The following is a 19,505-nucleotide window of genomic DNA, read 5'->3' as shown; positions in this document are numbered from 1 at the left end:
TCTGGCGGTTTCGACGCCGGATGACATGCAAGGCGGCGATTATCTCACCGGTGCGACTGGCGACTGGATGGGCGCGATGGTCTATTTGCCCCTGGAAGGAGAGCCATTCGCCTTTGCCCCTCCCGACGTCGCGACACTTCTCCCCGCTGTCGTCATGCACGCCATGGAATCGGCCGGGATGAAATTCTGGGTCCAGGACTGGACCTTCGGTTTCGACGGCGTACCTGAATTCTGCGCCCGCCTGCGAGATCGGATCAATGGGCCTACCATCATCGGCAGCGCCAATCTCTCCGGTTCCTCCCTCGAGGCCTACTTGCAGACCGAATTGCCGAACCTGCAGTTCAAACCCCTGGACAAGGAATATGCACGACTGCGCTCCATTCAGGGCGCCGAGGCCCTCAACCATGTCCGTTCTGCAGCTGCCGCAAGTGAAGCCGCTGCCGAACTGCTTACCAAAACCGTCAGGCCCGGAGTTGCCGAAGCCGAGGTTACCGGTTCGATCAGATGCAATATCGGGCGGTATGGCATCGTGATCGGCGACGTTGGGCTCGGTCCCTACGATGGCTATGGCGCGCCGATTGCTCCTGGTGGCTTCCGCACAATCAGTAACGTCGGCGTTTCATTCGATTCGCGTTGGCGCGAACGCGGGCTGATGACGCGAACCCTGAAACGCGGCCAACTCGTGACGTCCACTGTCCAATGCTGGTCAGGCGGAATGGAAGGCCGCATTCACGCGACCTTGGCGATCGGCGGCCTGTCCGCTGGACGCCAACGAGCTGCCGACAGGTTGGAGGATACTTACCACCGGGCCTGCGAGATCATCAAACCCGGCATGACACTGTCACGGATCAACGGCGCCATTGCGAGCTGGCTGGGAGCGTCCGAACCGGATGCGGGACTACCATATTTCCGGGTGCTCAATCCGCAGATCGACCATCTCCGGGACGACTTCGAACTTCACGAAGGCATGCATGTCCAGCTCAATCCACGCCTGACGGCGGAAGGCGGCATGATGAGCATCGGCGGTGGCCTGCTCGTCACTGTCGGCGGCTGTGAAGAACTCAACATCATTCCTTGCAAGGTGCAATCGGTATGACTGTACGCGATATCCGAACCATGGCGCCTCTCGACAGGCGGACCTTCTTTGCCGCCGGCGCAGGTGCATCACTTATCGCCGCTTCGACGAGCTTTGCCGCGCCCTTACACAAGGGGCACAGTCCGGATTGGCGAGACGAGAGCTGGACGAACCGTTATCCGCAACTGTCGCTCAAAGAGCGCGACAGAAGATTGGAATTGGCTCGCAAGCTGATGGTCGCTGAGGGGCTCGATTGCCTTGTCATCGCTTCGCCTACTCAAAGCCATGACTTTGTCGGGCACTATTTCTCGAATGAAGCAACTCCTACGGTTATCATCCCGAAAGGCGGAGAGCCAATCGCGTTTCAGGACAACGTTAGCAGTCCAACTGCTCAACGCGACTTCGAGCTGGCGCAGGCACTCTATCCTGAGCGCTGGATCAAAGATTGGAGATTTAACGAGGGTGCGCCGGGCATTGCGTCCGCGCTCTCGGAAATGGGCCTGGGCAAGGCCCGGGTGGGATGCACCGGTTTGACGGCACTCTGGCCGGTATCGCCCTACATGGTCAATGGCGGCGCGCCGTGGAATAAGTTGCCTCTGACTCATTCGTTGATGACGCTCTTGCCGCAGTTCGAATGGGTGGACGTCTGGTCTTCCCTGCTTCCCGCGATTGCGGTCAAGAGTGGCGAAGAGCTCGAACAATACAAAAAAGCTGCGCATCTCGCCGAGCGTGCAACACAGCTGTTCTTCGACAATCTCAGGGTCGGGGGAACCGAGGCCGATGCCATGGCCCACGCTGCCTACGACATATTCCGCCACGGGGCGTGGACCCCATCTGGTGGTTCGCCTTACATTAGCACCAGGCCTCTTGCCGAGAGCGATGTCGTGACGAACGAGATCATCGTTTATGTCGGAGCGACAGAGGCACAGGCGGGCTGGACTTCCTGCATGGGGCAACCCGGCGTGACGATGACGAAACTTATAGACGCTGCCCACATGTCCTACGAACTGGGCCTTCGCGCCGTTCGACCTGGCCTTGCATTGCGTGAACTTCAGGAAATCATGTCCCCGCCCTTTAGAAAGCTCAATGCCTGGAACAATGCGCCGCTTTTCCATGGATTGTCGCCGATCTTCACGAATGGTCAAACGAGCAGGTTCGTGGAACAAGGGATTCCCTCGCTGCGGCAACGTTATTTCTCCAAACATGACGGAGAGCTCCCGTACTCGCCTACTTTCGGCGCCGATATCAAGCTCCAGCCGGGGATGGCGATCCATCTGGAACCCAATGGACAGATCGGAAGAGACAAGGTCTTCCTGGGCGCAAACCTGCTCGTAACTGCGGACGGCGCTGAAGAATACAGCGCCAGCTCAAGGCGAGTTCACATGCAAACAGCTTGAGCCTGTCAGAGACTGGCCTTTTCGGCTCTGTCCAGAAGTCATACCGGGCCAGAACGAGCGGTCCGGCGCAGCATCGGCTGGGGTCATGCCCGGCCGATGCAGGCAATGGAGCCCAAGGAAGCGCCAGTCATCTGCATCGAGGCGCGAGGGACTTTGCCCACGCGCTGAGGGAACCGCGGAGCACCTCTATCCGTTCAGATAGCCATGTCTGGATTTCGGAAAACTGCGGCAACGGCCATGGCGCTCGCGCTTGTGGCCTGCGGGCAGACCCAAGACGTGCCAGATCGCTCAGGGCACGCAAGCGGCGCTCTGCCCTCTCCGCAATCGACCGCGGAGCCAGATCGCGTAACAACGAGCCCGGCCACCGATCGCAGCGAGGAGCCATCCCCGCCTGCCGGACCGGCACTTAACCCTGAAGCCGAGCGCGGTGAAAGAGGGGCGCGCGACGTTCTTCTCGATTTTGTTCGCGCTGTAGAGCTCGGTCGATATGGCCAAGCCCGGTCCATGCTCAGTCCGCCGGACCGGAAGAAGTGGAGCGAAGCCGAGTTCGCAGCCATTTTCGCGGATCTGGACAAGATCACAATCGCCGCACCCAATGGGCAAATGGAGGGCGCCGCAGGATCGAGCTACTACACCGCTCCCCTGACCGTCACCGGGACCGACAAGAATGGTCGCCCCGTCCGGCTCGAAGGCGAAGCGGTGCTGCGGCGGGTCAACGACGTAGACGGCGCCACCCCGGCACAGCTTCGCTGGCATTTCCAATCCCTGACGCTCGACTGGACGCACTGACAGCGCCGCCCATGGCGGGCCGGTTACCACGCGAGCGCCGCGTATTCTCAGTTGGCAACTGCGAAGGGCTGCGCCTTTGCCAGCACGATACGGTTACGGCCACTCGCCTTGGCCTGATAAAGCGCAGAGTCGGCAGCCGACAGCAGAATTGGCAGCTCTGTCCCGTCGACGCCCAGTTCTGCCAAACCGATGCTGACGGTGGCACGCACGCCGAGACCGGCATCGGGATCCGCCACGGCTTCCGCAAACCGGCTGACCACACCTTGGGCAAGGGCCATCGCCTCGGTGCTGGACCTGCAGGGCAACAACGCAGCGAATTCCTCGCCGCCTATGCGGGCAAGGATGGCGCTATGGCCGACCGCACGCCGCGCGAATCGCGCGAAGAGCTTGAGCACTTCGTCGCCCATGGCATGTCCGAAGCGGTCATTGATCGACTTGAAGTGATCGAGGTCGAACGCAAGCAGAAATACCCTGCCATCCACCCCCCACGTGTGCAGAAACCGCTCTCCTTCCTCGAAGAACCAGCGCCGGTTGCCCAGGTTCGTCAGATAATCGGTGCGCGAAGCCGTCAAGACCTGCTCGTGGGCTTCCTCACGGAACAGGGCCATGAGCGCCATGGGCAGGCCGACGGAATAGAGCACGCCTTCGTACATCGTGACAGTGCTTGCTGCGGTGAGCAGCGGGGCCCCGAAGATCGGCGCAAGTACCGGCAACACGAATGCCCTGCCAGCATAGAAGAGGGTATGCAGCGCCGTGAAGGCGATGACCACGCGCCGCGCTCGCAAAGCCCTGAAGCTGTCGTTACGGCACATTTCCCACATCGTCAGGCCGCTGACCAATGCAATGGGCAAGGCACTGACATAGTTCCATACGGCGTGTTGCCCGCGAGCGCCTGACAGGGTCCACATGAGCCCGACAGCGATAAGGATAGTCAGCGAGATCGCGCGCCGCCTGTGACCGCCAAGAGCTGCAGTGCCCTCGAACACGAGGAGATAGCCCGCCATCATGACCATGTTGGCCACGATCGCGCCCAAGGCGCCAGGCAGATGGCCTCGCGCCAAAGCCAGGGCACAACCCACTGCAAGGGTCCCAAAGCCGGCGGCGAGGCAAGTGATTGCCCTGAGATGCTTTGGCCGCGATTGGCCTTCCCAGAACAACATGCCCGCACTGAGCAGCAAGGTTCCGATGGCAAGAAAATAGAGGGTAGAGAGATCGATCCACATGGCAGGCACCGCGGTTTCCCCGCCTCTATCCGCCAATCCGCAAATTTCCTGTTAATGACCTACTCGGAAGCGAACGGTGCCGTCGAAGATCGATTGGCGGAAAACCAAGGCTTACGATGCCGAGCACAAACCTGCTGCTTCGGTTTGCTGAGGATCGCCACGAGCACAATCGGGCCGCTCAGCCACGCCGCAAAACGATGTCGTGCAAGAATCAAATTGTGCTCTTAGCCTCCAGCGCCTGGGCAATCATGGAGGCCAACCTTCTTGCACCCTCGGCAGTCAAATGGCCGTCATCGATCAGGAGCGGCTTACCACCGGGAAGAAAGTCGCATACATCGTTTGTGCGGCAGAAAACGGGCTTTGGATCGATGAAAATAATCCTGTCATCGGCAATCTTGCGCAAACGATCGTTCATCGGTTTGGAATATCGATCGTAGATTGCGGCGCTCATCCTGCCATCAATTCTGGATGACCACATACGCCGAGCCAGAAGATCTTCGGCACCTTGGGCCTGGGTAGCGTAAAAGGTTCCGATCAAGATTACTTTCTTGCCCATCCCTTTCAGAATTTCGACAGTGTCGATTATTCGATCCGTTATCTGGTCCATTCTTTTATCGGCAAACGCGGGATTGTAGTGGTCCGGAACCAGAAAGACCGGCCTGTCCGGTATGTCGAAGGCGTTCAGGAATTGGCCAAAGATGACCACTTCAGTAATCTCGGGATGATCCTCCAGAGCCTTCACTGTGCTTTGATTCGCCCGGATACATTTAGCTCCAAAATTCCGATACTCACGACGGTCATCGACCCGAACCGCCCCTAGAATCGGTGGGCAGGAATGCAGGATGAAGCCGTAGGCAGAGTGATCGTGCAGAACTTTGGCGAATCCGGGCTTCAGGGCATCGGCGTAGGAATCGCCCCACAAGGCAATAGTCGCCGGCATTTGCGCATTTCCGATCCGGCATTCGGGGTCGTTGAGGGTTCGCTCCGGTTCGCGGCATTTTTTGGGCGAGGAAACGTGAACGACCGCTTCGCTAAGTTCGGCAATCTCGGCGGGATATAGCTCCCGCACTACGGTGGGAGATTCCAGCTGCATGAGGCCGGTCCCCGCCACGGCCACTATAGCAAGCGCAGCCGTTCCGAAGCCTATCGTTGCCAATGGCCGTCGGCCCTGCGGCTTGTCGACAGAAGCCAATTGCGCTGGAGGCGTATGAAACCGCCGCTCCACGAACCACCAGGACAGGAAGGCCAAGGCAACCGACAAGGCGATGGCTTGCAATGCCATGGTCGTGGAGAGACCATGGAAGCGCCGATAAAGTAACGAAATGACCGGCCAATGCCAGAGATAGAGCGAATAGGATATCCACCCGATCATGACCACGGGGCGCCAGGAAAGGGCCACGCTCACCGGACTGGAGCGATCCGAGATACCTGCATAAATGATGAGCGCAGTTCCCAGACAAGGAAGCAAGGCAAGCGAACCGGGAAACGGGCTTTGCTCATTGATGATGATGAAGCCCAGGGCAAGAAGCAGTGCGCCTGCAAGCATCGCGATCTTCGCGATATGCCGATGTTTAATCGCCGGCAAAATCCGTGCCGCGACAATCGCGCCGAGCAGTAGCTCCCACGCTCGGGTCGGCAGCAGATAGAAGGCAGCCAGGGCATGGCCATTGGTCAGCGTCACGCTCAGGCAAAGCGAAAAAGCGCACCCTGCAACAAGTAACAGATTAACTTTCCCAAGTTTCCACGCCAGCCAGAGCAGGATAGGAAAGAAGACATAATATTGCTCTTCGATAGCAAGCGACCAGGTGTGCAAGAGTGGGATCAAATGCGCTTCGGGAGTGAAGTACCCGGTCGTCGTCCAGAAATATATGTTGGACGAGAAGGCCGCGGTCGCGATCAAACTTTTCCCGTAATCCGCCAACTCTCTTGGGGTGAACAAGAAAAGTACCAGAATCGAAGTTATAGACAGTACAACAAGAAGAGCCGGCAGGATGCGGCGAATGCGGCGAACATAGAATTCCGCAAGACTGAACTTATTAGCGTTCAAGCCTGCGAGCAGAATGCCAGTGATCAGATACCCCGATATCACATAGAAGACATCGACCCCGATGAACCCACCGGTAAATATATCTGGAAATGCGTGGTTGAGGACAACGGAGGTCACCGCAATGGCTCTCAATCCGTCGATGTCCGGGCGATATGATGTCTTCGAAGATGCAGAACTGGTCTTCGACGATACTCGCATGAAATTCAACCTCGCGAATCCGGCGCCTGCGAAGGTTACGGTATCGCTTGCTTGCGGTCTTCCCAGCAACTGGCCAAATTCATTAACTCGAAAAGGCTTGCGACAAACGGGGGCGTCGAGAATTCGCTGCACCGGAATTTGAACGCCGGGTCCCAATGGAAGAGGCCTGCTTCCGTTCGCTACGCGCCGCCTGGCCTCACTCGGGCAGGAGCGGCCGCCCCTCGATCCGGGCGATGGCGTGGCGCACCACTTTCTCCAGAGCTTCTTCGGAAAAGAACCCGCCGGGGATCAGGCAGCGCTCGATCAATACCCGGCGGAAGGCCTCGAAGGTCTCGGCATCGGGTGCGACGGGGTCCCGCCAGAATGAGTCGAGGCCACCTTGGTACGTAATCTCGGGGATGTCGTAGACGGCATGACCCAGCGCCACTACCGGCACGCCCATCGCCAGCCCCAGCGTGCCGCTGGTGCTGTTGATCGTGACCATCCCTCGCGCATCGCGGGCAACCGGGACGATATCGCCCCAGCCCAGGTAGTCGACCCGGTCGGCAATGCCGAAGCGGGCGGCCATGTCGGCGGTTTCCTGTTCCCAGTTGCGCACGCCGTTGTCGAGCGGGTGCTCCTTGACGACGAGACGCGTGCCGGCCGGCGCATGGGCAGCGAAGGATCCCAGCACCAGCTTGAGGGCATCGGCGATGCCCGCAAAGGGTGAATGCAGGCGGATCTGCGCATCGGAATCGAGCTGCAGCGGGAACAGGAAATAGGGATCGGCGGAGGTCTTCATCCGCTCCAGCAGCGCGGCGGCCTGCGCCTCGCGCTCCTTGCGGCGGCGCAGCTTGCGCCACCAGCCCATGCCTTCGACCGCGGGATGCCAGGGGCGATGGTTGTTCCAGTGCGGGTAATGCCAGCGCGTGAAGACATCCGCGGCGTTATACAGCAGGCCCTCGGTCGCACGGCGGCGAAACGAGGACGGCACTTGCGCATGCGGGGGAACGGGAGGCAGCTTTGCCGCGGTCTCGCGGTACCAGGCCGGGTCGCGCGGCAGGCTGGAGTGGCCGTTGACCCCGCCCAGTTCCAGCGTCACCCAGTCGGGGCGGACATAGCCTTCCTCGAAGACGTGAACCGGGATGCCCAGTTCGCGGCAGACGCGCGTGGCGCCCATGTGATGGTCGCGGCAATCGCCGAAAAGCATGACGTCGGTGATCGCCAGTTCGCCGAGCAGGCGCTGGAATTCGGCCGGCCAGTCCTCCAGCGATCCGCGATAGTCGATCCCGCCGGGCAGGCGCCAGAACGGGCGGTCGCCGCCGTTGAAGTTGACCTTGTACACCCCGTGCCCAGCAGCGATCAGCCCTTGGCCGAGGCGGCGGAAAAGCGGTCCCATCAGTCCCTGCAGGAGCAGGACGTTGCGACGGCGCGATCCCTTGCCGGTCACAAAGACGACGCCGGAATCGCCTTGCGCCCGAGTCACCGCCTCCAGTTTCAAAATCCGCACTCCGCCCTTGATTTTTCAGGAGATCTGATCGTCTGGCCTTGCATCTACCTAAGCATATTGCCCAATGAGTTGATCCATCCGTTAGTCTGCCATGTCTTGATCGACAACCTTTCGATTCAAAGTCATCGATTGCATCGACGCCTAATAATGACACGAACAAGACCCCGCGCTATGAGGCCGCTCCCTGCAGTGGAGCCGAGATGGAAATGACCCGACCTGCTTTGCGGCACGGTACCAGGTAGATCGCATGCTGACTGTTGCCGTGCTGCTGGCCGGCTCCCTCCTCCTTGACGCTGCAGTCCGCCCGCGTCCGGCAAGTGCGGGGGGCATCCCCCTGCGCTGCCTGCCCGGCCTCGTCCTGCAATCGCTCATGGCGACGGCCCTTTTCGGCCTGTTCCTCGCCCTATGCGGGAATGCCGCTGTCTCCGTGGCCATGGCGCTGGCAATCGTGGCCTTGCTGGCGGTCGCCTCCAACGCCAAGAACGCCATGCTGGGCGAACCGCTGCTGTTCTCCGACCTTGCCCTGATCGGTGCGATCTTTCGCCATCCGCAGTTCTATCTCTCGGCCGTCAGCCTGTGGCAGCGGGTCCTGGCGAGCCTTGGCGGGTTGGTCCTGCTTGCCGTCCTTGCGCTGCTGTTCGTGCCCGATCCGTGGATCCACCTGTCAGGACTGGGCATTGCGCTTGGCAGTCTTGCAGCCCTGGCCCTGTTCCTGCGGATCAAGCCGCCTTGCGCGCTCACGCCGCATCCCGATGCTCACCTCGACGTGCAGCGCTTCGGGTTGCTGCCGGCGCTGCTGCTCTATTGGCTGCGCTGGCGCGAAAGCAGCGATCCATTGCCGCATCCGCATCCACATGGGGACGCGCCCGGCGCTGCCCTGCGCAAACCGCACGAGGCGGAATTGGCGGTCATCGTCCAGTGCGAATCCTTCGCCGATCCCGCCGAACTCTTCGGCGATCCGGAACTGGCCCTGCCCGCTCTCGATGCGGCACGCGCCATCGCCTGGCAATCGGGGCGCCTGCACGTAAGCGGGTTTGGCGCCTATACGATGCGCACCGAATATGGCGTGCTGTTCGGCCGCGACGAAGCGGATCTCGGCTTCAGGCGCTACGACCCCTTCCTCACGGCGCTGGGCGAACACAGCTACGCGCTGCCCAACAGGCTGAAGACCGCGGGTTGGCAAAGCCTGTTCCTGCACCCGCACGACATGCGCTTCTACGGGCGCGACCGGATCATGCCCGCGGGGGGCTTTTCCGAGCTGGTCGGGCAGGATCGCTTCGCACCGCCACGTGCGCACGAGGGTCGCTACGTCACCGACGCCGCGATGGCGGACGTTATTGCAGATCTTGCCCGCGACCTCGCGGCGCCCACCCTGCTCTACGCGGTCACCATCGAGAACCATGGCCCCTGGGCGCCCGAGCAGGCGACCGGGCCGGATGCGCTGACCGAAAGCTACTTGCGTCTCGTGCGTAACAGCGATGCCATGCTGCAGCGTTTGCTGCATGACCTGGCAGCGCTCGGCCGGCCGGCCACGCTCGTCTTCTTCGGCGATCACCGCCCCAGCATTCCCGGGGTCACAGCCCCGGGCAGCGCGCGGCACACCCCTTACGTGATCGTCCGCATGGACGCGCAGGGCCAGTTGCTGCGCGGCGCTGCAGAGCCGGTCGACCTGACCCCGGCCGAACTGCATCATACCGTGCTGGCGGCCCTGACTGCCCCCGCTATCGTCCAGGAGGCGTGAGCGAGGACAGCAGCCTGTCACGCAAGAATGCGGGGAGCAGGCGGTCGAACCAGCGCAGAAGGGCGAAGATACCCGGCGCGACGACATGCGCCTGCTTGCGCTCCGCCGCGCGAGCGACGATCGCGGCGGCCTTCTCGGGCGTCAGGATCATCGGCTTGGGCCCGGGCACCTTGCGCCCCGATGCGGTATCGATGAAGCCGGGCGAGACCAGCGTCACGCCCACGCCATAAGGACGCACCGCCAGGCGCAGGGCATCCGCGAAGCGGGCAAGACCGGCCTTCGTCCCGGCGTAGGCCGCCGCAAAGGGCAGCGCGTGGAACGCCGCCGCCGATCCGATCAGGACGATGCGCCCTTCCCCGCGCCGCGCCATGGCTTCGGCCAGCGCCGCGGTCATCGCAGCGGGCGCCACGAAATTGACCTTGCCCAGTCGGATGACAAGCGCGGGGTCCTCCACAAGGGCCCCTTCCGCCCGAATGTCGCCAAGGCCCGAGGCGAAGATGGCGATGTCGATCGCCCCTGCCGCGTCCTCGGCCATCAGCGCGGCCACGGCGGCGTCTTCGGCGCTCATGTCCAGCGAACGGATGCTCGCCTGCGCTCCCGCCGCGCGGCAAGCCGCCGCCGCCGCATCGAGCCGTTCCTTGTCGCGCCCCCACAAGAGCAGCTCGGCACCCGGCTGCGCATAGTGGGCGGCAATCGCACGCCCCAATCCACCGGATGCACCTGTGACAAGAATGCGTCGCATTGGGCGACCGGACGCCCTTTCGGCAGTTTGCGGGGGAAAAGCCACGGCCCTCTCTCTTGTTCGGCAAGCACAGGAATTTAAGGGTTCTTTTCCAAGTTATGCCAGCCTCATTTTTTACATTGCAGATTAATCAAGAATTATGCTGCATGGCAGCATATAGTGTTGACAACGCAGCCCCATTGCTGTCGAGAAAGTCGTCTGATGCGTGATCCTCGAACCAGTCCCCAGCGCGTTCAGCTGTTCGAGAACCGGCAGCTCGAGAAGCTCACTCTCATCTCGCCGCGCGGGTTCGTCCTGGTCTGGAGCATCGCGCTCCCCTTCATTGCATGGACGGGTTGGGGCACGGCAGGCGCAGCCTACGGGGCGCTCCTCTTTGCGCTCGGCCTGCTGGTCTGGTCGCTGTTCGAGTATGCGATGCACCGGTTCCTGTTCCACTGGGATTCCGATGCCGCGCCGATCAGATGGCTGGTCTTTGCGGTCCACGGCAATCACCACACCACCCCAAACGATCCGCTGCGCAACTTGATGCCGCCGCTCGTCAGCCTGCCCATCAGCGCTGCCGTGTGGGCAACCTGCGTGGCCCTGCTCGGCATGGCGGGCACCTGGCTCTTCCTGGGCTTCATCATCGGCTACGTCGGATACGACGTGGTCCACTACGCCTGCCACCAGTGGCCCATGCGCGGCCGCATCGGCATGGCGATCAAGCGCCACCATATGCGTCACCACCACGTCGACGAAGAAGGAAACTACGCAATCACGGCGATCTTCTGGGACCGCATGTTCGGAAGCAGCGTGCGCGAGATAAAGAAGGCGCAGTAAGCGTAGCTCTGGACCCTGTCGGTCGAATTATCGCCAAGCAGGTTCAATGCTGTGGACGGCCATAGTCTACAATCCTGATCACCTTCTGCTGCATATTCAGGAACTTACCAGCGAATCCTCCCGGCTGCGGCGCCTTGCAACATTGCTAACGCGTGGGCATGCTTTTGCCTTTCACTCAGATGCCGGGTTGAACGTCAATCCAAGTGCATCCTCATCTGCCGTTGCTGCCGCCAGTTCGGCCCTGGCGGCGGCGATCCGGGCGTGCGCCTCGATAAGCTTTACCTGCGCGTTCGTGGCGCTTTCTTCGCGCTGATTGACGAGGAAGAAATCGCTTGACCCAAGTTCGAAACGGCGTCGTTCAGCGTCTGCCAGAGTTTGCGCCAGCGCTCGTTCCCTTTCGCTGATATCGACAAGCTGGCCCGCCGTTTCGACCTCGATACCGATAGAAGCTACTTCGGCTCTTATCTTTTCCGCCAGAAACTGCTGCTTGACGGTTAGCTCATCGATCTTCGCCTGCGCCTCGGCCAACTTGCCCTTGGCCTTGCGGTTCTGCAGCGGGATCTTGAAGGTCACGCCTACGATCATTTCAAGCGGCGTCCGACTGGAACCGCCAAGGCCTTCCGGACCGAAGTCCTTGGCCAACTCGCCGCTCAGATCCAGCCTTGGTCTCATGTTGTTGCGGGCAAGGGCCATCTTGACGGCAGCCTTGTCGATTTCTTCCAGTATGATTGCGAAGTCGGGCCGGCCTTCCAGATTGAAACCAGGGTCGATCCTGATCCCGTTCAGTGCCGTCAGATCGCGTGGCAATCGCGTTTCATCGACGATGATCGGCAGACCATCCGCATCGCGATAATATAGGGAAAGCTTTACTGCCGCTGCGCGTAAGTCCTGCCTTGCCTCTGCCACGAAGGCCTGCCGTTTGACCAAGTTGGCCTCATTCTCAGTGAGAATTATCGCGGGCTTGGCACCCAGCTTGACCTGGCGTTCGATGCCCGCACTTCGGTTCTGTGCAAGGACCATCAGCGCCTGATAGGCCTTGAGCTTCAGCCCGGCCGCCACCCATTTTTGATAGGCGTCGGCCGCCCGCATCTGGACCCCAATGCCGGCGGCTTTGGCTTCGAACCTGGCGATGTCGATATCGTTTGCTGCCAGTCGAAATTCCGACCGGCGCGCATCGATCAGGCGATCGCGAAGCAGGGAATAGAGCGCCCCGACTTTCAGCTCGCCCAGTCGATTGGTATATCCCTTATCCTCATATACCGGGAAATCTCCGCGAGACGCGCGGTACTGTCCATAGACATACCCGCCGTTGTCCATGAGCGGCTGCTCGGCCTTGCCTGCAAATTCGGTGCCGTCGTAGTAGCCAGCCAATCGGCTGCGCGCCTCCACAGCAAAGACAGCGTCGAACGCCCCTTGCGCCGACAGCGCCCTGGCTTCGGCTTGCCGATTGCGCGCAAGCGCCGCGATGATGTCAGGTGCCGAGCGTGCCGATGATCGAAGCACATCCTGCAGCGTCAGGGGCTCGCCGGAATTCGCCGCCGATAATTCCCCTTTGCCATGCTGTGCCCATACCGCCGACGGTGAGACGGCGATCACCAGCGCCATCATGCCGATCAAGATGCGCATCATTACTTCTTCTTCTTTTCGATCGAGCTTTTCTCAGCCTTTTCCTGACCTTCCCCAGCCACCTGAACCTGCCCGAAATTCAGGGGAAAATCGTTGATCTGTCGCCACAGTTCGTAGCCGACCGTGACGTTGTCGCCTTGTATCCAGCCCAGTGCCTTCCCGCCTTGGCGCACGAAGCGCCTGGCCGGCCAGGCCGGCTTCCCGGGTCTGGGTTCGACCAGCACTCGAAACAGGCCATCAGCGCGCGGTGTCGGATCGACCGACCGAACCTGCCCGTCATAGATGCCGACCGCGAAGGCCGGCCAACCGCTGAACTGGAATGCGGGAAAGCCCTCGAATTCGAGGCGGACCGGTCGCCCCTGTTCGACCAGCGGGATATCCCGGCCGTCCACATAGAGTTCAACCGCGCGGCTGACCTGCTCCGGTGCGATCATCGCCAGCACTGTGCCGGCCGAGATCAACGCGCCTCCCGCCGCCGCGTTCAGATTCTGAACACGGCCGCTGCGCGGTGCAGTGACGACTTGTGCCGACTGGCGCATCTGCCGCACCTCGATCTGCTTCAGCTTCGCCTTTGCCTCAGCGAGCTTGGCGTTGGCTTCGGCAACCTTGATCTGCGTCTGTTCATAATCCCGCCGAGCCGCCAGCCCTTCGGCAAAAAGCTGACCTGTGCGCCCCACATCGATCGAGGCGACCGCGCGCGCCTGCTCGATTGCGGCGATCTGTGCCTCGATCTCCGCCTTCTCGGCGGCCAGGCGCTCAAGGAAATTGGGATCGACATCGACGACCTGGGCAATCGGATCGCCGGCATTCACAAGCTGGCCGTCCTGCACGAAGAAGCGCTGAATGCGCCCCTCGACGAGCGATGAGACCTGCTGTGGACGGTCATCGGGATCAAGGGAGATGACCTGCCCGCCCCCTTGCGCCGTCTGGCGCCAAGGCACGAAGAGAATGGCGACCGCGAGACAGATCCCCACCAGGATAAGCCATGCCACGACGATAACGACACGTGGAGGATTAAGCCCTGCAAGAGAGCGAAAATGCGTCAACTGCGCTTCACTGATCGTCATGCCTCTCCCTCCTCTGTTCGCAAGAAGCGCACAAGATCAGTCCGATCCGTGAAGCGGCGCTGCGCATGCACGCCCAGCCAGAAGCAGCTATCGAGTTGCAACGCCTCAGGCCGGCCGGTGAAAAGCAGAACGGTCGTGCCATGCTCGCGCAGCATTTTCAGTGTCTCATGGAGTGGTTCGGCCGGAACCATGTCATAGAGTTGCGACAGCAAAAGGACCCTTGGTCGGCTCAGCAGTGCCGTTGCCACCTTAAGCTGCATGACTTCCACGATCGAAAGCGGAGATCCGGAACTTGCCAGCTGTGTGTCCAGCCCTTCAGGCAGGCTGGAGATGCGCGCGGCAAGGCCAACCACATCGAGCATCCGCATGATCGTAGCGCCATCCGCATTGCCGCCTGCGGCAAGGTTCAGGTACTCGCGGATGGTGATATCGACGATTGTTGGCCTGTTCAGCACCATTACGGCGGATCGCAGCAGATACATGTCGAAGCTGCCCAGGTCGCTGCCGCCGATTGTCAGCAATCCCCTTTCAGGATTGGCATGACGCTTGAGCATGAGCGCGATCTGGCTTTCGACACCGGGCTCCGCGACAATGACGGCCTGCTCGCCGTTATCGATAGCAAAGTCAAAGCGCGACCCGCCCAGTTCCACGGCGCGAAACCGTACCGAGCCATCGGGCGGGGCCTGACCGTTGAGGCCGAGCGGTTCCTGCTGGATGGCAAATATCTGCGACAATTCCTCCGAGCTTGCCACCAGGTCGTAGAAGGTGTCGAGATACCACCCCAGCTGATAGATGCCGTAGAAAACGCCGGACAGGATGAGCTCGGCCGCCACTAGCTGACCGATCGAAAGCTGGCCCGCCAGGATCAGATTTCCACCGAGCGCAAGCAGCGCCGAGGCGGCAAAGGCGTAGACCAGGAAATATCCCAGCGTCTGCGCGAAACTGTAGCGGAAATAGCGGCGGTGCGCGTGAATGTAATTTCGCGTTACCGCCTCGGACCTGTCCATTGCGAAATCGAGATGGCGCGCGGACTTGTAGAAGCCGTTCGATGCACCGACGCCTTCCAGCCACTGCGCCGCTTCGTGCTTGGCATGCGAGAGACCGACCGCGCCCGCGATCGCGCCGCGGTGCCACACCAGCCAAATGAGCAGGCAGGTCGCGATCAGGGCGATGTTGAATCCGAGAAAGAAGGGATGATAGAAGCTCGTCACGATCAGCCCCACCGCGCCCTGGAGGATGATCGTGAACGCGTTGATCACCAGGCTTGGCACCGCTTTCTGGACGACAACCATGTCGAAGTAGCGGTTGAACAGGCTGCCTTTGCTTTGATCCGCGAAAAAGGGGTTCTGCGCATGGACAGCCCGCACGGTGACTTCCGCTACGACACGTGCGAAAATGCGGCGTTCGAACATCGCCAAGAGGTAGCTGCGCAGCGCGCTTAGTCCGGCAACGAGGAGCAGAAGGACGAGTAACACGCCCGACAATATCCAAAGCGGGGCCACCAAAGCCGTGCGCGCTACCGAATTGATCAGTAACTGGACCGAAATAGGTGTCGCCAGTGAAAGTAGCGTGATCGCCAATGTGTAGACGATTCCGACTTTGATATAACCCTTATCGGGACCGACTATTTCCCTGAGCCACGTAGACGCCTGACGTAGCCCCAAATACTCACCGGACAATTCGCGACCTCATCAACATGCTGCTGGCATCTAGTGATGAGCTGTAGCCCGAGACAAGAGGCCAATGCTGCCTTGCAACATTTAATAACGCAATTGCAACATCAGCGCCGATAGCCCGCAAAGTGGAGGCCGAGCCTTGACGGCGTCGATGCGACGCTGCAGCGCGAGGTAAGATCGATCAAGGACCTCCAGGAGTTCAACGCCATGAAATTGGGCTACGTGCGTACAAGCGCAGGAGAAGAAAGCCTGGCTGCCCAACTCGAGGCCATTCGCGCGGCCGGGGCCGTGCGGATCTGGGAGGATCACGGAATATCCGGTTCCGCCGTGCTCAAGCCCGCCTACATGGAAATGTGCGACTACGCCCGCCCCGGCGACGAGATCATAGTCTGGCGCCTAGACCGCCTGTCACGCTCGCTCATTACGCTGATTTGCGACTTGCAGGCGCTGGGCGAACGGCAGGTCGAATTCCGCTCCTTGTGTGAAGACATAGACACCACCGCGCCCGAAGGTCGCAGCTTCTTTCACACCGTGGCCGCCTTCACGGCATTTGGTCATGATGTCCAGCGCGAGCGCGCGGAGGCTGAGACAGGCATGGGAGCAGCCAGGCTGCAGGATTAGTCGCGCGCCGCCTCCGGACGGATCTAGGACGTCCGTTGCGCAGCCATCTCTTGCGAGGCAAGGCGGTGAGTGGAACATCCAAATCGCAGCGATTTCATGCAAGAAGTGCTGGCGCTCCGAGCGGGACCGCAAACAGGGGCGCCATAACACGCAGGCGCGAATGGATCAGGTCTGGCTTCTCACATTGCAAATCGACACGTTGTTCGAAGGCCTTCGACCGGCAAACGGTTTGGGGGGCTCAATGTGGGTTCAAGGAGCGGGAATGGAGCGGGAATGGTGCGATCTTGCTCGTGACGACACCGATGAGGCCGTTGGAAGCGAGACGTCTGTCGCTCTAACGGATGACGGCTTCGAAGCGACCGTCCGGCACATCGCCCCCGATGCAGTTGCAATGGAACATCGGCCAAGAGCATCCGGGCTGCGGATTTTGCCATGCGGTGACGTTTAGTCAGGGAAACCCGCAGGGCACAAGCTATCGTGGAGGCCGCAATGAACCGCCCAAGCCTGACAATCGCAGGCCTGCTTGCCGTGACGATTGCGCCTCCGGCTCAAGCCGGCGAAAGCAATCTGCCCGGCATTGCAACGCTTCGCATCGCGCCTGCGGATCTGCAGTGGTCGACATCGGATCGGATCACTATCGAACGCGCCAGAACCAGGCGGCTTGTGGATGACAGCGGAATTTCCGGCTGGGGCCTCGATTTCGTGTCACTGCGATCTCGGCATCCGGGCGACGAACCCGGTTCCGACGCGCGCATGAAGGTTCATGCCCGGCAGGTCAGCGTCGAAGGCTGGCAGGACATTGGTGCAGACACCGAACTTCGGCTGCGCGCACATGCAGGAATGACCAGCAGGATGGATCGCGAGTCCGCATTGCTCGTCGCCAAGACTAAGACCGTCGAAACGGGCCTTGAGGCGACTGTGCGACACGCCTCCGGCTGGCGCGTGCGATGCGGGTGGTTTGCACAAGGCGGTTGGGGCGGACATTCCCTGCAGGATGACGCAATGCGGATGACCAATGGCGAATCCGGTGCAGCGCAAGGCGCCCGCCTCGTGTTCGAAATGCCCGTCGCCGGCCCTGCCCTGTTCGCCCACGCCCTGATGAGCCTTGAGGCGAGGACCGGAAGCAAAGCCATTGCGCCGGGTCAGCCGGTCCCGCACCAGAACGAGGTCGCCCTGAGAATGTCGACTTCGTTCTGAAGACGAAGTCCAGTCGTCGGGAGCAACTACTACACGAACGAAAATGGACGTTCGGCCGAAGACCGTCCGGTCGAACTCGGCAGGACGCAGCGCTGGCCCGGGCATCAGTCCAACCGGATCGTGCGCCGCCTTCTCCACCTCTGGACGCCGGCGCCGATGAGGCAAAGGGCCAGCAGGACAAGCAACGACAGGACGAAGCGCAAGTCTTTGTGCAGGTGCGCGAACACCTGGCTGAACCCGTGGCCGAAGCCAAAACCGATGCACCCGATGACGATGGCCCAGGTCGTGGCCGCAATCCCGTTGAACAGGATGAAGCGGGCGGTAGGTATGGACGAGGTGCCGATGGCCAGCGGGCTGACGGTGCGCAGACCATAGATGAAACGGAAGCAGAGGGTGAAGCCGGTTGGGTGGCGCTCCAGAAATGACAGGGCCCGTGCGAAGCCGCGCCTTTGCCTCAGCTGGGACAGGTTGCCGCGGTTCCGGTAGCGCCTGCCTATAAAGAAGAAGATCTGGTCGGCGAGAAATGAGCCTCCCGCCGCCGCTGCCAGGACGCCGGGCAAACTCAGCAGGCCATGGTGTGCGAGGAGCCCTCCTGCGAGGACGACCGTCTCGCCTTCGAGCCCTGCCCCCACGAAGATGGCGATGAGCCCGTATCGCGCGATGATCGCCGAAACCGTCATGGCGCGACCATTACCCGCTCCGGCAGCCCCGGGTACGCGCCCAGACGCGTTCCTTGCGCAAAGCGCGTGAGGAGGCCCGGCCGCATCTTGAGCAGGCCGACGCCCATCGTGCGCAGGACCGGATGTTCGAGAACACGCTGCAAGGCCATGGCGCGGGTTAGCTGGCGCCCGGTTTGGGCACGGTGGCGCTGACGATAGTGCGCGGCGTCTTTGCCTTCGAGCAGGCACTCGGCCGCGATGAAGGCACTGCGCAAGGCAAGTGCCATGCCGTCACCGGTCAGCGATGCCGTCATGCCTGCCTGGTCCCCCAGGCGAAATACCGGGTCGTCCGGGCGGCAGGCCGGCGCCATGCCATAGCTTAGGTTTCCGATCGTGACGGGCTTGGCGAACAAGGGCTCGGCTTCGCAAAGCCATTCGCCGCCGCGCGGGAGGGATGCCAGCATCGCCTGCATGTCAGACCAGTTCCTGCCGATCTGCGAAAGCCGGCTTCGCCTGACGATAAGACACAGATTGGCGCAGCCACCTTCGATCATCTGCAGCCCGGCATAGCCGCCTTCAAACAGGGTCAGTTGCACCACGCCTGCAAGCTGCTCCTGCGCCGGACGCGAAAGACGATAATGCATCTTGAAGCCGACATAGCGATCAGAGTCCTTTTCCTTGCGCTCCTGCCCGCCCTCCCGTACCGGCAATTTGCCCGTCGCCAAAAGGACGGTCCCGGCGCTGCGCTCTCCAAGGCTCGTGCGCACGCGCGTTCCGAACATTTCAAGGACCCGAACGCCCCGCTCCAGCGCGACACCGGCTGCCTCCGCGCGTTCAAGAAGCACTTCATCGAGGATATGACGGCTGAGGCCGAGTGCAGTGAACGGCAAGGCCGCGTCGATCCGTGCGGGGCCCGAGATCAGGCGTACGCGATCGATCGGCACGGCGCCCAGCGCTGCTGCATCGATACCGAGATCGGCGAGATGACTATGGGCTTCGATCGAGAGGAATTCGCCGCAGATCTTGTGATGCGGACCCGTTTCGCGTTCGACAAGGCAAACCGACTTCCCCGCACGGGCGAGCAGCAGGGCTGCGGCGCCTCCCGCCAGTCCCCCGCCAAGGATCAGCGCATCGGCCAT

The 19,505-nt window shown here is 61.5% G+C and carries 16 protein-coding genes; 7 read left to right on the top strand and 9 right to left on the bottom strand.

Annotated elements, in window-relative coordinates:
• The first annotated feature begins 25 nt into the window (after positions 1-25).
• From PP1Y_RS05910 to PP1Y_RS25715, 3 genes are all read left to right on the top strand, one after another.
• On the top strand, positions 26-1,096 hold the full coding sequence (locus tag PP1Y_RS05910) for a M24 family metallopeptidase (protein WP_158511836.1): 1,071 nt from the start codon (positions 26-28) through the stop codon (positions 1,094-1,096).
• The gene (locus tag PP1Y_RS05905) at positions 1,093-2,472 is read left to right on the top strand and encodes a Xaa-Pro peptidase family protein (RefSeq protein WP_148274857.1); all 1,380 of its coding nucleotides are present in this window, start codon (positions 1,093-1,095) and stop codon (positions 2,470-2,472) included. Before PP1Y_RS05910 ends, PP1Y_RS05905 begins: the two co-directional genes overlap by 4 nt.
• A gap of 504 nt (positions 2,473-2,976) precedes the next feature.
• A complete protein-coding gene (locus PP1Y_RS25715) occupies positions 2,977-3,261 on the top strand; it encodes a hypothetical protein (RefSeq protein WP_148274856.1) in 285 nt (94 codons plus the stop codon).
• A 47-nt stretch (positions 3,262-3,308) separates the two neighbouring features.
• On the opposite strand, the gene PP1Y_RS05895 is transcribed toward PP1Y_RS25715, so the two are convergent.
• From PP1Y_RS05895 to PP1Y_RS05885, 3 genes are all read right to left on the bottom strand, one after another.
• On the bottom strand, positions 3,309-4,520 hold the full coding sequence (locus PP1Y_RS05895; RefSeq protein WP_369799476.1) for a diguanylate cyclase: 1,212 nt from the start codon (positions 4,518-4,520) through the stop codon (positions 3,309-3,311).
• A 175-nt stretch (positions 4,521-4,695) separates the two neighbouring features.
• The gene (locus PP1Y_RS24620) at positions 4,696-6,861 is read right to left on the bottom strand and encodes an acyltransferase family protein (protein ID WP_148274855.1); all 2,166 of its coding nucleotides are present in this window, start codon (positions 6,859-6,861) and stop codon (positions 4,696-4,698) included.
• A 64-nt stretch (positions 6,862-6,925) separates the two neighbouring features.
• Positions 6,926-8,107 (bottom strand): capsule biosynthesis protein, encoded by a 1,182-nt coding sequence (locus tag PP1Y_RS05885; protein WP_065762404.1) that lies wholly within the window; start codon positions 8,105-8,107, stop codon positions 6,926-6,928.
• Positions 8,108-8,465: 358 nt separating this feature from the next.
• On the opposite strand from PP1Y_RS05885, the gene PP1Y_RS05880 reads away from it, so the two are divergent.
• Entirely contained in the window at positions 8,466-9,959 is a 1,494-nt protein-coding gene (locus PP1Y_RS05880; RefSeq protein WP_013837165.1) for an LTA synthase family protein, read from the top strand.
• Here the strand turns inward: PP1Y_RS05880 and PP1Y_RS05875 are convergent.
• On the bottom strand, positions 9,940-10,701 hold the full coding sequence (locus tag PP1Y_RS05875; RefSeq protein WP_013837164.1) for an SDR family oxidoreductase: 762 nt from the start codon (positions 10,699-10,701) through the stop codon (positions 9,940-9,942). The genes PP1Y_RS05880 and PP1Y_RS05875 overlap by 20 nt on opposite strands.
• 201 nt (positions 10,702-10,902) lie before the next feature.
• Between PP1Y_RS05875 and PP1Y_RS05870 the strand changes: the two genes are divergently transcribed.
• Positions 10,903-11,520 (top strand): sterol desaturase family protein, encoded by a 618-nt coding sequence (locus tag PP1Y_RS05870; protein ID WP_013837163.1) that lies wholly within the window; start codon positions 10,903-10,905, stop codon positions 11,518-11,520.
• Positions 11,521-11,691: 171 nt separating this feature from the next.
• Here the strand turns inward: PP1Y_RS05870 and PP1Y_RS05865 are convergent, their stop codons facing one another.
• From PP1Y_RS05865 to PP1Y_RS05855, 3 genes are read right to left on the bottom strand one after another with little or no spacing between them, the layout of a single operon-like run.
• Positions 11,692-13,146: a TolC family protein gene (locus tag PP1Y_RS05865; RefSeq protein WP_148274900.1), complete on the bottom strand. Its 1,455-nt coding sequence runs from the start codon at positions 13,144-13,146 to the stop codon at positions 11,692-11,694.
• Positions 13,147-13,148: 2 nt separating this feature from the next.
• A complete protein-coding gene (locus tag PP1Y_RS05860) occupies positions 13,149-14,213 on the bottom strand; it encodes an efflux RND transporter periplasmic adaptor subunit (RefSeq protein WP_013837161.1) in 1,065 nt (354 codons plus the stop codon).
• Positions 14,210-15,892 carry an ABC transporter ATP-binding protein gene (locus PP1Y_RS05855; protein ID WP_013837160.1) on the bottom strand — a complete coding sequence of 561 codons (1,683 nt, stop codon included), beginning with the start codon at positions 15,890-15,892 and terminating at the stop codon, positions 14,210-14,212. The genes PP1Y_RS05860 and PP1Y_RS05855 overlap by 4 nt, the downstream gene beginning before the upstream one ends.
• Positions 15,893-16,096: 204 nt before the next feature.
• Between PP1Y_RS05855 and PP1Y_RS05850 the strand changes: the two genes are divergently transcribed.
• Positions 16,097-16,510 (top strand): recombinase family protein, encoded by a 414-nt coding sequence (locus PP1Y_RS05850; protein WP_013837159.1) that lies wholly within the window; start codon positions 16,097-16,099, stop codon positions 16,508-16,510.
• A gap of 489 nt (positions 16,511-16,999) precedes the next feature.
• On the top strand, positions 17,000-17,707 hold the full coding sequence (locus tag PP1Y_RS05845; protein WP_065762393.1) for a hypothetical protein: 708 nt from the start codon (positions 17,000-17,002) through the stop codon (positions 17,705-17,707).
• Between the two features lie 104 nt (positions 17,708-17,811).
• On the opposite strand, the gene PP1Y_RS05840 is transcribed toward PP1Y_RS05845, so the two are convergent.
• Both PP1Y_RS05840 and PP1Y_RS05835 read right to left on the bottom strand, forming a co-directional pair.
• Complete coding sequence (locus tag PP1Y_RS05840) at positions 17,812-18,387, bottom strand: DedA family protein (protein ID WP_013837157.1); 576 nt, start codon at positions 18,385-18,387, stop codon at positions 17,812-17,814.
• Positions 18,384-19,505 carry an NAD(P)/FAD-dependent oxidoreductase gene (locus PP1Y_RS05835; RefSeq protein ID WP_013837156.1) on the bottom strand — a complete coding sequence of 374 codons (1,122 nt, stop codon included), beginning with the start codon at positions 19,503-19,505 and terminating at the stop codon, positions 18,384-18,386. Before PP1Y_RS05835 ends, PP1Y_RS05840 begins: the two co-directional genes overlap by 4 nt.

The organism is Novosphingobium sp. PP1Y (assembly GCF_000253255.1).
Classification (GTDB): Bacteria; Pseudomonadota; Alphaproteobacteria; order Sphingomonadales; family Sphingomonadaceae; genus Novosphingobium.
This window is presented reverse-complemented; position numbering and strand designations above follow the sequence as displayed.